This is a genomic window from Streptococcus raffinosi, from assembly GCF_030284685.1.
GTDB classification, from domain to species: domain Bacteria; phylum Bacillota; class Bacilli; order Lactobacillales; family Streptococcaceae; genus Streptococcus; species Streptococcus raffinosi.
Genome location: NZ_JASUZV010000002.1, coordinates 139,001 through 152,470 on the forward strand (window position 1 = coordinate 139,001; position 13,470 = coordinate 152,470).

The 13,470-nt window shown below is 36.8% G+C and carries 13 protein-coding genes; 12 read left to right on the top strand and 1 reads right to left on the bottom strand.

Annotated features, from left to right (window positions below; translation table 11 throughout):
* Positions 1 to 9: 9 nt before the first annotated feature.
* From QRD39_RS02145 to rpsU, 12 genes are all read left to right on the top strand, one after another.
* A complete protein-coding gene (locus QRD39_RS02145) occupies positions 10 to 3,243 on the top strand; it encodes a PBECR4 domain-containing protein (protein ID WP_285955500.1) in 3,234 nt (1,077 codons plus the stop codon).
* Between the two features lie 78 nt (positions 3,244 to 3,321).
* On the top strand, positions 3,322 to 3,624 hold the full coding sequence (locus tag QRD39_RS02150) for a hypothetical protein (protein ID WP_285955501.1): 303 nt from the start codon (positions 3,322 to 3,324) through the stop codon (positions 3,622 to 3,624).
* Between the two features lie 445 nt (positions 3,625 to 4,069).
* Positions 4,070 to 4,444, top strand: coding sequence for a plasmid mobilization protein (locus QRD39_RS02155; protein ID WP_070849653.1), 375 nt, complete (start codon positions 4,070 to 4,072; stop codon positions 4,442 to 4,444).
* The gene (locus QRD39_RS02160; RefSeq protein ID WP_285955502.1) at positions 4,407 to 6,050 is read left to right on the top strand and encodes a helical hairpin domain-containing protein; all 1,644 of its coding nucleotides are present in this window, start codon (positions 4,407 to 4,409) and stop codon (positions 6,048 to 6,050) included. The genes QRD39_RS02155 and QRD39_RS02160 overlap by 38 nt, the downstream gene beginning before the upstream one ends.
* A gap of 60 nt (positions 6,051 to 6,110) precedes the next feature.
* Positions 6,111 to 6,305 (top strand): competence regulator inhibitor paratox, encoded by a 195-nt coding sequence (locus QRD39_RS02165; RefSeq protein WP_285955503.1) that lies wholly within the window; start codon positions 6,111 to 6,113, stop codon positions 6,303 to 6,305.
* Between the two features lie 77 nt (positions 6,306 to 6,382).
* Complete coding sequence (locus QRD39_RS02170; RefSeq protein WP_285955504.1) at positions 6,383 to 7,111, top strand: hypothetical protein; 729 nt, start codon at positions 6,383 to 6,385, stop codon at positions 7,109 to 7,111.
* 88 nt (positions 7,112 to 7,199) lie between these two features.
* Positions 7,200 to 7,784: a recombinase family protein gene (locus QRD39_RS02175; protein ID WP_285955505.1), complete on the top strand. Its 585-nt coding sequence runs from the start codon at positions 7,200 to 7,202 to the stop codon at positions 7,782 to 7,784.
* Between the two features lie 178 nt (positions 7,785 to 7,962).
* Complete coding sequence (locus QRD39_RS02180) at positions 7,963 to 8,373, top strand: hypothetical protein (RefSeq protein WP_285955506.1); 411 nt, start codon at positions 7,963 to 7,965, stop codon at positions 8,371 to 8,373.
* Positions 8,374 to 8,537: 164 nt separating this feature from the next.
* Entirely contained in the window at positions 8,538 to 9,851 is a 1,314-nt protein-coding gene (locus QRD39_RS02185) for an ISLre2 family transposase (RefSeq protein ID WP_285955507.1), read from the top strand.
* Positions 9,852 to 10,278: 427 nt separating this feature from the next.
* Entirely contained in the window at positions 10,279 to 11,388 is a 1,110-nt protein-coding gene (locus tag QRD39_RS02190) for an aminotransferase (RefSeq protein WP_285955508.1), read from the top strand.
* Positions 11,389 to 11,455: 67 nt separating this feature from the next.
* On the top strand, positions 11,456 to 12,250 hold the full coding sequence (locus tag QRD39_RS02195; RefSeq protein ID WP_285955557.1) for a transporter substrate-binding domain-containing protein: 795 nt from the start codon (positions 11,456 to 11,458) through the stop codon (positions 12,248 to 12,250).
* A 428-nt stretch (positions 12,251 to 12,678) separates the two neighbouring features.
* A complete protein-coding gene (rpsU, locus tag QRD39_RS02200; RefSeq protein WP_002884573.1) occupies positions 12,679 to 12,855 on the top strand; it encodes a 30S ribosomal protein S21 in 177 nt (58 codons plus the stop codon).
* Positions 12,856 to 13,012: 157 nt separating this feature from the next.
* On the opposite strand, the gene mscL is transcribed toward rpsU, so the two are convergent.
* Positions 13,013 to 13,405 (bottom strand): large conductance mechanosensitive channel protein MscL, encoded by a 393-nt coding sequence (gene mscL, locus QRD39_RS02205; protein WP_285955509.1) that lies wholly within the window; start codon positions 13,403 to 13,405, stop codon positions 13,013 to 13,015.
* Positions 13,406 to 13,470 lie beyond the last annotated feature (65 nt).

Genomic DNA, 13,470 nt, shown 5'->3' on the forward strand with positions numbered 1-13,470 from the left:
AATTAACCTATGTCAAATGCAGCAGAACGAGGACAAGCACTATCAAACCTACTATCAAACAAACAACTCCACTCAGCAAAGGCTAAAGATATTCTGGCTGTTGCTGAAGGTCTTGGAATGAAACTTATTCCAGAACGTGGAAACGTCTATCATTGGGAAGAGCACGACTCTTTGAAGCTCTATCCAGATCGAAACACTTTTAGATGGTGGTCTCAAGAAACAGGTGGTGACACTATTAACCTGGTACAAGTTATTCAAGAATTAAACACTGGAAAACGTCCAAATTTCAAAGAAGCTGTCAACTACCTAATTACAGGAGAGTTTGAAACCATTGAAGTCGAACCTCTACCAGAAAGAGAACCATTTAACTATTATCTTAAGCGTTTTGAATCAAAAAACTTTGACCTGGGACGTGATTATCTAAAAAATGAAAGAGGGCTATCAGATGAAACGATAGACCTCTTTTTAAAAGCGGGAGTCTTGGCCCAAGCTAATCATAAGACAGGAGATTTGATTGAGCCTGTAATAGTCTTTAAGTCACTTGATGTAGATGGTTCGCTTAAAGGAGCAACACTTCAGGGAATTGAAAATCATCCCGATATTCACGAACGAGGGCGCTTGAAAAAAATCATGACTCACTCTGACGGGATGATGGGTTTAACACTTGATATTGGCCAACCTAAACGCTTGGTCTTTGCAGAAGCTCCTATTGACCTTATGAGCTATTACGAGGTCCACAAGGAAAGTCTGAAAGATGTCAGACTTGTTGCTATGGATGGGCTTAAAAAGGCCACTGTGAGCCGTTATGTGGCTGATATGGCCTCTTCTGACCCAACTGGGCCCAATCGCCCGTCACAAGTCCTAAAGGACAATAGAAGGGAGCTAGGACAGCTTATTGATCGTCTGCATATGCTTGATAACGTTTCTCAACGCCTAGAAGATGGTTTAATTACTCTAGCCGTAGATAATGACGAAGCAGGCCGAAAATTTATAAAAGAAAAATTTCAAGATATGAATATTCCTGTTAAAGTCGATATTCCCCCACTTGCAGACGGCCAAAAGAAAAACGACTGGAACGACTATCTAAAAGCTGAAAAAGGACTTATCAAACTAGATAAAAAAGCTCCTGAGAAGGCCCAGGAGCATACAAAAAAGGCTGAGAACGCATTCGGGGATTTACCTGGAAACCAGGAGGCAGCACCTCTACCTGAAGCGGATGAACCGCAACCTTTGAATGAGTCGTCACCGACTCAAACTCAGTCTCAACCTTTACTTCATTTTACCATATCTGAAGCGCCAAAGTCAATTTATAAGGTGGGTTATCACCCTATTACTGCTAGTGAATTAAATAGGTTAAATAACTATGTACAGCATCTTCAGGAAGCAGCCAAGTGGTATGATGAAACACTTGCGGATAGTAAGGTAACTTATTTTGTCAAAGATGAAGATGAAATCAATTCTATTGAAATTACTTTTGAGAAAAAACAATTCATGCACTTAACAGGTATTTATCTTGTTAAGCAAGGCATTACTTCGAGCATAGCCCTAGATAATATCATTCAGGGGCAAGGTCACTATGAAAATATCTATCTTGCTAATAGAAATGCTGCGTTCTCAAAACTTCAAATTATGCCAGAGCTTAAAGCTATAGCTGACTCAAGTTCATTCTATTTCAATGATGTAAGTGACATTAAGAAGTTCCAAAGACTGGATGCATCGAAGGCTATTCGTACAAAAGGGAATGAGCTGGTACTTGCTTTAAGGACAGATGACGGCAAAACGTTTCCTGCTTCTTTGATGAAGCCTGGTAAAACGTTAAATATACTAATGGACGAAACTGCTGAAGAAAGAGCTATTTTAGGTATCTATCGCAAGAAGGGTGGAAAAATTGATACCCTTTCTGTTAACGAGCGTTATATTTCAGATGGTGGTAAAGAAATGTTAGAAATTATGAAAAACAATGATTTTAGTCTAGTACAGTCTGAGTCACAAGGGATCAAGCGAAAACAATCATTAGCCACACTCGACTCAGATGGTGACGGTTTAAGTGATGAAGTAGAAATTGCAAGAGGTACTAACCCTTATTCTCCTGACTCAGATGGTGATGGAGTACCTGATGGTCAAGAGGTCGCAGAAGGCACTGACCCACTTAGCGCTTCTGATAATAGCTACACTAAGCAGCAACGTGATATGACTGTAACCAACATGATTAAGAATAATGATATCAAGGCTCTTAACGAGCATTTGAAAGAAGGAATTAAGTCCTATTTTAATTCGGACAATTACAAAGAATTCCTCAACGGTATGGCCGACTTTAACAATTATTCTCCTAGAAATATCCAACTAATAAAAGCACAACTTCCTCAAGCAACATTGGTTGCCTCTTTCAATCAATGGAAAAAGCGTGGTGGTTCTGTTAAAGGACAAAAGGCTATTTATATTCAGGCCCCTGTTAAAGTTACAATCAAGGATATATACGGGAACCCCAAAATAGATCCTAAGACAGGTGAAGAACTTAAGCGAATAATCTTCAGAAGCGTCCCTGTATTTGATGTGTCTCAAGTAACACCGCAAGAAGGAAAAACATTAGATATTCCAAGTATGAGTGGGGATGCTACAACACCACTCAGCAAAGAAGACTATAACAATATGTATCGTAGTCTAAAAGAAATCTCACAAAGCAATGGTGTTCCAATTCGGTTTGACCAAACAGAACCAGGTGTGGGTGGCTTTTATGATACAAAGAGAAACGAGATTGTTATTTCTAACCAGGCAAAACGACAACCTGCACAAGTGATAGGAACACTCATTCATGAAATGGCTCACTCAGAATTACACAACGACAAAACGATTGCTGAAAATTATCCTGACCTTAAATATTCGACTGGTGAATTACAAGCTGAGTCAGTTGCCTATGTCGTTTCAAGACACCTAGGTATTGATATGGGTATAGAGCGAAGTTTTGGTTATCTAGCTTCATGGGCTGTTGCCGAAGGTGGTTTGGAAAGTTTGACTGCTCAACTAGAGATTGTTCAAAAAGAAAGCGCTAGTTTGATTGAGCGTATTGATCACGCTATGACCAAATATCAAAAATTATCAGAAGATAAGGTTGTTAGCCGTGATAAGGTATCAACTAAAGAAAATACCTTCTATGATAGCCTAGCACAAGCAAAAAAGCGCACTAGCGGAAAAACTGCTGAAGAAGACGAAGCCCCAAAAAAATCACAAGGAATTCAAATGTAATGTCCCGCAAGAATTCCTTAACAAGAAGGGACAGAACAAAAACACTCACACAAATTGAAAGAAGAGAGGAAGAGAAAGATGACGATTACTAAAGAACAAGAAACAACTGTTGAAATGACGCTAATGGATTATCTTCTTGATATGGAAGATTTTATCCAAGGTCAGAAGACGCTTAATGCTATGAATGTTCGTAGACCTAAAGCAGCACTAGTTAAAATCATACAAGCTGACCTAGACGATTTTAAACAAAACGGCTTTGAAAATGGAGGTGAAGAATTCGCCGAAAACCTTACACAAACTATAACAGCTCTTGAAAATATGACTGATGATGAATATACCAAAATCAAGCAAGATATCCTTGAGTTTGAACCTGGTTCTTAAATGGGAAATATATTTTAAATGGTCATCTTAAAAAGATGTCCATATTATCAAAGTGTGCAAGTTGTAAAACTGCACACTTAAAAAGAGTGTACAGTTTGGAAAAGTGTCACTCATGAAAGAGAGCGCAAGCGACAAAGTCAGGGGTTTGGGGTCTTCCCCAAGATTAAAAAAGTATCGCAAAAACAGGTCCTAAAATAGAGGCCTGGTTCGAGCGATTTCTTTTTTATTTCAGTATGTGGGGCCCCACATACTATGCTTGCCAGATAGAAAGTATACCCCGATATCATGGGGTTTGTCCATCACTCTATATCCATAGATTTGGCATAACCAAAGTAGAAAAAACTAGATTTTTTTACAATAAGCAAATAATGAAGGATGTTTTTATTTAGGTTTAAGTCACATAATAATAGCTAAAAAAATAGGCAAACATGAAAGGATGTAACAAATGGTAAAGCGTGAAAGATACATAGAATGCAAACTACGACTAAACCCTAAAGAGGTTAAAGAATTAAAAAAACGTGTAGATCAATCAGGAAAAAGTCGCCAACAATTTCTATTAGAGTTAGCACTTAATGGGGAAGTTAATAACTATGACTATTCCGAACTTATGCAACTACGTCAAGAAGTTAATGCTATTGGGCGTAACGTCAACCAAATTGTTAGATACATTCATGAAACAGGAACAGTTGAACCCGAAGCCTTTGAGATGTTACGTCAAGAGATAAAAGAAATGAACAAGGTTATCATGACTGAGTTTAAAGAAGGGAATTTATTGAAAGAAAATGCCAATTACGAAAGTACTCCAAATCAAAAAGACTGAGAACCTAAAGAGGTCTATCAACTATATCACACAAGATGCAAAGACGTTGAAAGCAGAGATAAACACTTTAGAACAAGATTCATTTCCTATGGAGCTTATTGACGGGACTTTGTGTAAACGTCTAGTCAGTGGTCACAATCTTACTGATGAGTCTGATGCAGAAAATATATTTGACGACTTTGTTTTGATGAAAGAAAGTGCAGATATTTTTAATGGCCGTTCTGGATTGAACGCCTATCAATCTGATCTACATGACCCTAAAAAAGTTTTAGCACACCATATTATTCAATCTTTTTCACCTGAGGATAATTTAACCCCAGAAGAGGTACATGAGATAGGTCGCAAAACTGTTATGGAATTGACGGGTGGACAGTATCAGTTTGTTATTGCGACACACTTGGATAAAGGACACTTACACAACCATATTATTTTAAACACTACCAATACCGTTACCCTGAAAAAATTCCAATGGAAGAAAAATACAAAACAAACTTTAGCAGCAATTTCAGATAAGTATGCAGAGATTGCAGGTGCTAAAGTTATTGAACCAAAACTAAATAATAGCTATACAAAATATTCTGCCTGGAGAAGACAAAACGTCTATAAGGTTGAAATAAAAGAACGTCTTGACTTTTTATTGAGGCACTCTCTTTCCCTGGAAGATTTCAAGGAAAAAGCAAAGAGACTAAATGTAACCGTTGATTTCTCAGGTAAGTATGTTAAGTATCGTTTAGATGACAAGGGGCAACAAAAGTTTACCCGTGATCGTACACTTTCCAAAAAAGGAAAATATTCTTTAGAGGAGATTAAGAAGGCTTTAGCAAAGAATGAAGTTGTTTATTCCAAAGAAGATGTTGCTGCAATGTACCAGGAAGAGCAAGAACAAAAAGAGGAAGACTTTGAGTATAAGTTAGATATCGAAGAGTGGCAAGTTGATGAAGTGACCTCACAAGGTATCTTTGTAACAGTTGATTTTGGTATTGACCAAAAAGGTCAAATCAAAATACCTGCACGGATGCTAGATCAGAACGAAGACGGAACTTTCACAGCTTACGTTAAACAAAAAGATTTCTTTTACTTTCTCAATCCTGACCACTCAAGTCAAAACCGCTATATCACAGGTGGAACTGTTATGAAGCAACTCTCACAAAAGAGTGGTGACCTCTTGCTTAAGAAAAACAAATACATTTCTAAGTTGGACCGCCTGGTGGATGAATTGAACTTTTTATCAGATAACAATGTCACTAACTCACAACAATACGAAGACCTGGAAAATAAACTCCTGGAACAATTAGAAGAAACCGACTTTGAGTTGGACCGTTTAGATGACCGTCTTTCAGAAGCTAACAAAATTATTGGAGCTTTATCAACTTATCAAGGCCAGTTGGCTAATGTAGAGGTTGCTGAAGAGATACTTGAGAAAAATCATATTGATAAGAATACAGACCCTTATCAAATGAAGAAAGTCCTGGAAGAAGTACAGTTAGAAAGGGCTGCTCTTAAAGAAAAACGTGATGACGTTGTAACTAACTTGACTAAATATCAAAGCATAAATCAAGAACGTCAACACAAGAAAGAAGACAAGGAATTAAAGAAACAACTATAATTTCTTCAAAAAAACAAAACTTTTTACGAATAGATAAATAAAAAGAAAAGGAGTTTGAAGATGATTACAGTTGATGAATTGAGAGAAGCTATTGAAAAAGGCTTTATAAAAGGGAAAACAGTTAGTGTTGTCCGTAGGAATAACCAAATTCATGACTATGTATTATCAGGTGAAAAAGTAGAACCCTGGGAAACTGTCAAAGAAGAATATATAGAAAACATTCTTGAAGAATTAAGAAATACAAATTTGAATTAATTTATAACTACAAGTTCTCTTTACTTACACTATAGTAATAATGTATACTATAGTACGTATTATATTAGGAGGAAGTTATGGATAAAGTAGTCGATGAATTATATAAAAAAATAGAAGACTTTGAAAAAGATTATGATACTTGGGAAAAAAATTCTCATAAAGAGTTAAGAAAGTATCGAAAAAATCTCTTTATTAGTCTTGGCGTTCTATTTCTTCTGATTATTCCTTTTGTAGTTGGGGTAATAGAATGTCAGTGGGGAATCTGGTGGGCTGTAGGTATAATCCTTGGTAGCATAGTTGACATAATAGCTATTAGATACTACTATGTTTGCTTTGATAAAGAGTTTCAAAAGGTCCCTACTAAGTTTGATACTGTTTGCAAAAAAACAGCAGAAGAATTAAAACGTGTTTATGGAGATAACGTATCGAAGTTCATTGATCTTTTAATATCTGATTTAACAAATAAAAAAGCAAATACCTTGAAAGGATATAATAACACAATCAAAGCAGTTACTTCATTACCAACGTTGGTAGCAACTACTGCGTTAGGTTTCCTTTTAAAGGGTGGTTTTGAGTCTAAATTTAGTCACTCTAATTTGAATTTGATTTTTGGAATTTCCCTCCTGATTCTGATTTTTAAGGCAGTAAGTTACGGTATTGTCTCAACTATTAATAACCCTTCTTGGGGTAAACATTATCAGGAATCCACCCTTTTAAAAATTCTTCAGGTAGTTAAATATGAGGTTTTAACGGATACTGAAGGACAAGCTGAAGAACAAGCTGAAGAACAAACTGAAGGACAATAGGCTGTAGCCTATTGTCCTTTTTTTATTTTATTGCTATGATAGGCTTTGATAAACGGACAATAGGGTTAGGCAAAACAAGGAGGACAAAATGGCAAGAATTGGTTACGCTAGAGTAAGTACAATCGATCAGAATTTAGACCGACAGCTTGAACAACTGAAAGATACAGAAAAGATATTTAAAGAGGCTGCAAGTGGAGCGAATAAAGAACGTCCGCAGCTTAAAACCTTACTAGATTTTATTCGTGAAGGTGATATTGTTGTTGTGACTGAGTTGGAAAGACTAGGCCGTAATAACAAGGATCTAACGTTTATAATGAACTATATTCAAGAGAAGGGGGCAACTCTGGAAGTTTTAAACCTTCCAACTCTTAGAGGGATTGAGGATGACAATTTAAGAAGGCTGCTTAACAACCTGATTTTGGAAATATACAAATACCAGGCACAGGCAGAAAGAGAACGTATTAAGGAACGTCAAGCCCAGGGAATTGCTCTAGCAAAAGCTCAAGGAAAGTACACAGGAAGAAAAGCATTATTTACAGAAGATGATGAACGACTTAAGCACGCATTTGATTTATATTTGTCGGGTTATTCAGACAAAGATGTTGCCTCTATGACAGGGATCAATGAAAGAACCTTCAGGCGGTATCGGACCAAATATGGGATATCAAGATAACCCCTTCCTATAGGCTGCGTCACCCCTATAACGGAAAGCGTAAGAGTTTTGCAGATTTTTAATTGACAATTCAATACTCGTTTATTTTGATTTAAAAAGAAAACTTTTTATTTTTATGTTTCGTAGATATAAAAAGGGTTATAATAAAGTGACACGTTAAAAATTGAAAGGAAGAGGCATGGCCCAAATCAATATCAAACTGACAGATGACCAAAAACAACAGATCAGTGATATAGCAAAAGAAAGAGGCATCAGTATCACTCAGCTGGTTATCAGTTCTATACTGGTTAAAGAAAAATTCTATACTGATAAAGATGGTATAGAAAGTATAGAAGAGGGTATAGACCGTAAAGAAAAAGATAAAGAAGTTGGTGTAGAAAACAATAAAGAAGATAAAGAAAACAGTGTAGAAGAAATCATCTATAAAGAATACTGTGAGACCCTGAAAGAACAGATCATACAAAAAGATAAGCAGATAGATCAACTTCACCAAATTATATATAATAAAGACACCTTACTTATAGAAACAAGTATAGAAGATATAGAAAATGATGCTATACATAAACATTGGTGGCAATTTTGGAAATAAATAGCGTATAGAATATTTCTATACGCAAACCGAGTATTTATATACTAAAGTATAGAAGTGTTCTATACTTTCTATACTGTGTTCTATCCTAAAATAACCCCCTCATTTTAAGAGGGAGTTATTTTTTTGTCCTTAATTTATAATAGTTAGGGGAGGGAAATATAATGACAGCATTTAACGAACTAGACTTTAAGCGGAAATTGAGGGAAAATAATCAGCAATTTTTCCTTAAGATGGTAGCTTCTTATGAGAAGACGATAGCAGCAAGCATGAGGGCTCAAGGCTTTAAGAGAATTAATCAAAAAGAACGGACAGTGACGTTCTCTTTTGGCACCATGACTTTTTCAAGAAGTCGGTGGAAAAAAGGAGATATTATTAGAGTCCCTTTAGACGAAAAATTAGGGCTTATACCACGGCAACGCTTTTCACAAGAGTTTCTATACTTGGTGACTATTTTGGCCTCTTTTATGCCTTACCGTAAAGTCGTTGAGGTATTTGATTTATTACAAGATATTGGTATTTCAAAGAATGTCGTTCATAGGGCCGTGTCTGAAGCAGGTAATCTCATCAAGCAAAAAGAAGAGTACGATTCTTGGGCTTTATCAGAAAGTATCGAACGAAAGGAAAAAATCAAGACCGACATAATTTATATTGAAGGTGATGGTGTTTGGGTGAGAAAGTCGGAACGATCCTCCATAGAATTAAGCCATTTTGTCGTACACACGGGTTCTGATAGTAGCTGTAGAAAGAAACTGCAAAATAAATTTGAAGTTATTAACTCAAAAGTGAAAAAAGCTAAAAATACACTGCTTGATTATATAACAACTAATTTTGAGCTTGCACCAGGAACAACTATCATCACAAACTCAGATGGAGGAAAAGGCTACACCCCGTCATCATTCCGTGAATTTGTTAAATTTTGTTCCAAGGGTGAGCATATTCACTTTTGGGACCCCTACCATGTTAGTGAGTGTATCAAGAAAAATCTTACTCCTATTTCTTGCGATTTAGCTGATGCTGCAGTCAAGAAAATTAGAAAAAGAGACAGGACAGGCCTAAAGGTAATCTTAGATACAGCAGAGTCGCTATTAGAGACAGATGCTAAGATAGAGTCATTTCAGGCCTTCAAGAAACGTATTATCAATGACTTTAGCTATACGGCATCACCAAAGGATAGAGGTCTAGGGGATTTAACCATTGGTGTGATGGAGTCACAACACAGAAAAATGACATATCGAATGAAAAAACGTGGTATGTATTGGTCAGAAGAAGGTGCTGTTGCTATGGCTCAAATAATTTTGTTGTATTATTCAGGAGATTTACGAGATATATTTTTTGGTAGTTGGAGAAAAGAATACAAAAAAATAAAAAAACTAGATCATTTTGATCTAGTTAGGGGAGAAAATAAAAGTGAGCATTTGATCCCTAGAGCAAGAATTGCACGTGATGGCTTGACTCCTATGATTAGGAAATTATGATAATAGAAAATTAAAAGAACCCTTGATATTACAGGCTTTTAAGAAACTTTATTTAGCAAAAACACTTGCAATTTACTCTAATTGTGATATAATAATCTTATAGATAAAACACGAGAAAAAGACGGAAGGTGCGCGAACACCTTTCCGCCTACCGATTAAACAAAGCGCACCTTTGCTTAATCAGTTTAGAATTATTGTATCATCAAGATAACAGTAAAGTCAAGACTGAAATGAGTGAAAACGCTACACCTTTTCGGCCTTTCTTTTATGTTCTCTTGGTGATTTTAGTTTCTCCCAAAATGGGACACATACATACCCCATTTTTTATTGAATTCTATGTTAAAAACAGGTATTATCAATGTAAGTCTGTCATAAATGACAATAAATAATGTAGTAAAGCAAAGCTTGAGATTAGCAAGGAGAGATAATGAAGCTACCACGTTTTGGTGTTGAAGAATGGCTTAATGTCCATGAAAAATCGGCCATTTATGATATTGCAGGTGTTTCAATTAAGGCCCTAACCCTAGAGGAATTATTTGACCTCTCAGGTATTGATAAGGACACTTTTTTTAACCAACTTTTAAGGAAAAAGATGGATTACGGCTGGATTGAAGGGTCACCAGAGTTCAAGGCTCAGGTGTCAAGTTTGTACAAGAATATGCCAGTTGACAATATCCTCCAAACTAATGGGGCTACAGGTGCGACTATGCTTGCCCTCTATGCTCTGATTGAGCTAGAAGACCACGTTATCTCTATGTATCCCACCTATCAGCAGCTTTATGATATTCCTAAATCCTTAGGAGCAGAAGTGGATTTCTGGGAAGTTCAGGAAGATAAGGGCTGGTTGCCTGATTTGGATCAACTGCGTCGGCTGATTCGTCCTAATACCAAGATGATTTGTATTAACAATGCTAATAATCCTACCGGTGCCCTTATGGATGCTTCCTACCTCAAGGAGTTGGTGGCCATTGCTAAGGAAGTGGGCGCCTATATTTTCTCAGATGAGGTTTATCGCAGTTTTGATAATCCTGCTCCTTCCATCGTTGACCTGTATGACAAAGGCATTACCGTCAATAGTTTGTCTAAAACTTATTCAATCCCTGGCATCCGAGTAGGCTGGGTAGCTTCTAATACTGAGGTGGCAGACATTCTACGTGACTATCGTGATTACACAATGATTTGTGCCGGTGTTTTTGATGATATGGTGGCGACCCTTGTCCTCAAAAATAAGGAAGCCATCTTGGAGCGTAACCGTAAGATTGTGACGGAAAATATAGCTCTTATGGATGCTTGGATTGCTGATGAGCCTAAGGCTTCTTGGATTCGCCCAGCTAGTGTATCGACTTCCTTTGTCAAGTTAGAGGTTTCTCGTCCCATTGAAGACTTTGCTCTTGAACTCCTACAGGACTATGGTGTTCTCGTTGTTCCAGGTAACCGTTTTGACAAGGAATCCCATGTCCGCATTGGCTATTGTTGTGACAAGGAAGTTCTCCAGAAAGGTTTGGAAAAACTTTCGCAATTTTTGCATAAATGTTGACATTATCACTAATTTCAAGTAAAATAACAAGCGAAAAATTATATTTATACAGGAGTTTCTTATGAAAATGAAAAAACTTTTCCTTGGGGCTATGGCTCTCCTTGCTACTGTGACTTTGGTAGCTTGTGGGTCAAAAAAGGATGCTTATGAATCCATTAAAGAAAATAAAAAGCTTGTTGTAGCTGTGAGCCCAGACTACGCACCATTTGAGTTCAAAACCTTGATTGATGGCAAAGACCAAGTGGTTGGTTCAGATATCAAATTGGCACAAGCTATCGCCGATGAACTCGGGGTTAAACTTGAAGTGACAACAATGAGTTTTGACAATGTCCTCTCTAGCCTTCAAGCTGGTAAGGCTGATATTGCTATTTCAGGTATCTCAGTGACAGCTGAACGTAAGAAAACCTTTGATTTCTCAGATCCTTACTACGAAACACAAAATGCTATCATCGTACGTAAAGATCAAGCCGCTGATTACTCAAGCTTAGATGCTTTCAAAGGTAAAAAAGTAGCCGTTCAAAAAGGAACTATTGAAGAAGGCCTTGCTAAGAAACAATTGAAAGATTCAACAGTCGTATCACTTACAGCTATGGGTGAAGCTATTAACGAAGTCAAATCTGGCCAAGTTGATGCTGTTGACCTTGAAAAACCAGTAGCAGAGGGCTATGTAGCCCAAAATTCAGATTTAACTTTGGCAAGCGTTGCCCTTAAAGTTGATGATGGCGATGCGAAAGCTGTTGCCATGGCTAAAGGTAATGACAAGTTGAAAAAAGCTGTTAATAAAGTGATCAAGAAATTGAAAGATAATGGTACTTACGACGAGTACATCAAGGATGCTTCTAAATACACAGCAGTTGACTAAAATAGGAACTGGAGATGATTTCTCTAGTTAGCTTGAAGACCAAGTCTTCTTTTTGAGACTTTCCTTAGGTGAAGTTGGAACTTATCGTTTCCTAAGGAGGTTTCAAACCTAGAATCTCAAAACTACCAGCGCCTGAAACTATAGAAGTTTTAGGCGTTTTATCGTGGCAGAAAGTTGTGTTAATAATCTCCTTATTGGAGAAAGGACTACACCAAGGCTTTTGAAGTGATACTTAGGTCATCTCACTATTTAAAATGCTCTGTATATGTATTGACTAGAGAAATTTTTATTATGCCTAAGGAAGTAAAAACCTATCTAGAATTTCAAAAGGTGGAAACCTAAAAGATATTTCTTGACAGACAAAGATGAGTTTTGTATACTTGAATAGAACGTGTAAAATGTTACATTATCTTGAGGAGGTGAATTCAATGTCAAAAACAGTTGTTCGTAAAAACGAATCACTTGACGACGCTCTTCGTCGTTTCAAACGTTCTGTGACTAAAGCTGGTACTCTTCAAGAGGCTCGTAAACGTGAACATTACGAAAAACCTTCTGTAAAACGTAAACGTAAATCAGAAGCAGCTCGCAAACGTAAAAAATTCTAATTAAGAATGATTCTATAGCAAAAAAGCTTGAGTATATTCTCAAGTTTTTTTCTGTTTTAGCGAATAGATAATACAGTTGGTTTTACTAAAACGAAAAAGATGTCTAATAATTATCAGACATCTTAGTTTCATATGCTTTTAGTTAAACAAATAGAGATTATTTGTTTGCAAGAAGGTCGCGGATTTCAGCGAGCAATTCTTCTTGTGATGGACCAGCATTTTCAGCAGCATTTTCAGCAGCTTCTTTAGCGGCTTTATTGCTAAGAGCAGTTGCTTTACCAGCAGCTTTAACAACGAAGAAGAGAGTAGTACCAACGATGATGAAGTTGATGACTGCGCTCAAGAAGCTACCGTATGCGATACCGTTCCATGACAATTTAGAAAGGTTTTCAACGTTAGCAGCCTTAACAACTGGGTTAAGGATAAGTGGTGTGATGATATCACCAACAAGTGAAGTAATGATAGCGTTGAAAGCAGCCCCCATAACAACGGCTACAGCAAGGTCAAGGACATTCCCCTTGAACAAAAAGTCTTTAAGTTCTTTAATCATTTTGACAATGATTCCTTTCTTTTATTTACTTTTAATAGTTTATCCGATTTTGTATACCTTGACAA

Excerpts from the sequence above, each read along its gene's own strand:
- QRD39_RS02145 (WP_285955500.1), top strand. The coding sequence starts at position 10 with ATGTCAAATGCAGCAGAACGAGGACAAGCACTATCAAACCTACTATCA.
- QRD39_RS02150 (WP_285955501.1), top strand. The coding sequence starts at position 3,322 with ATGACGATTACTAAAGAACAAGAAACAACTGTTGAAATGACGCTAATG.
- QRD39_RS02155 (WP_070849653.1), top strand. The coding sequence starts at position 4,070 with ATGGTAAAGCGTGAAAGATACATAGAATGCAAACTACGACTAAACCCT.
- QRD39_RS02160 (WP_285955502.1), top strand. The coding sequence starts at position 4,407 with ATGCCAATTACGAAAGTACTCCAAATCAAAAAGACTGAGAACCTAAAG.
- QRD39_RS02165 (WP_285955503.1), top strand. The coding sequence starts at position 6,111 with ATGATTACAGTTGATGAATTGAGAGAAGCTATTGAAAAAGGCTTTATA.
- QRD39_RS02170 (WP_285955504.1), top strand. The coding sequence starts at position 6,383 with ATGGATAAAGTAGTCGATGAATTATATAAAAAAATAGAAGACTTTGAA.
- QRD39_RS02175 (WP_285955505.1), top strand. The coding sequence starts at position 7,200 with ATGGCAAGAATTGGTTACGCTAGAGTAAGTACAATCGATCAGAATTTA.
- QRD39_RS02180 (WP_285955506.1), top strand. The coding sequence starts at position 7,963 with ATGGCCCAAATCAATATCAAACTGACAGATGACCAAAAACAACAGATC.
- QRD39_RS02185 (WP_285955507.1), top strand. The coding sequence starts at position 8,538 with ATGACAGCATTTAACGAACTAGACTTTAAGCGGAAATTGAGGGAAAAT.
- QRD39_RS02190 (WP_285955508.1), top strand. The coding sequence starts at position 10,279 with ATGAAGCTACCACGTTTTGGTGTTGAAGAATGGCTTAATGTCCATGAA.
- QRD39_RS02195 (WP_285955557.1), top strand. The coding sequence starts at position 11,456 with ATGAAAAAACTTTTCCTTGGGGCTATGGCTCTCCTTGCTACTGTGACT.
- rpsU (WP_002884573.1), top strand. The coding sequence starts at position 12,679 with ATGTCAAAAACAGTTGTTCGTAAAAACGAATCACTTGACGACGCTCTT.
- mscL (WP_285955509.1), bottom strand. The coding sequence starts at position 13,405 with ATGATTAAAGAACTTAAAGACTTTTTGTTCAAGGGGAATGTCCTTGAC.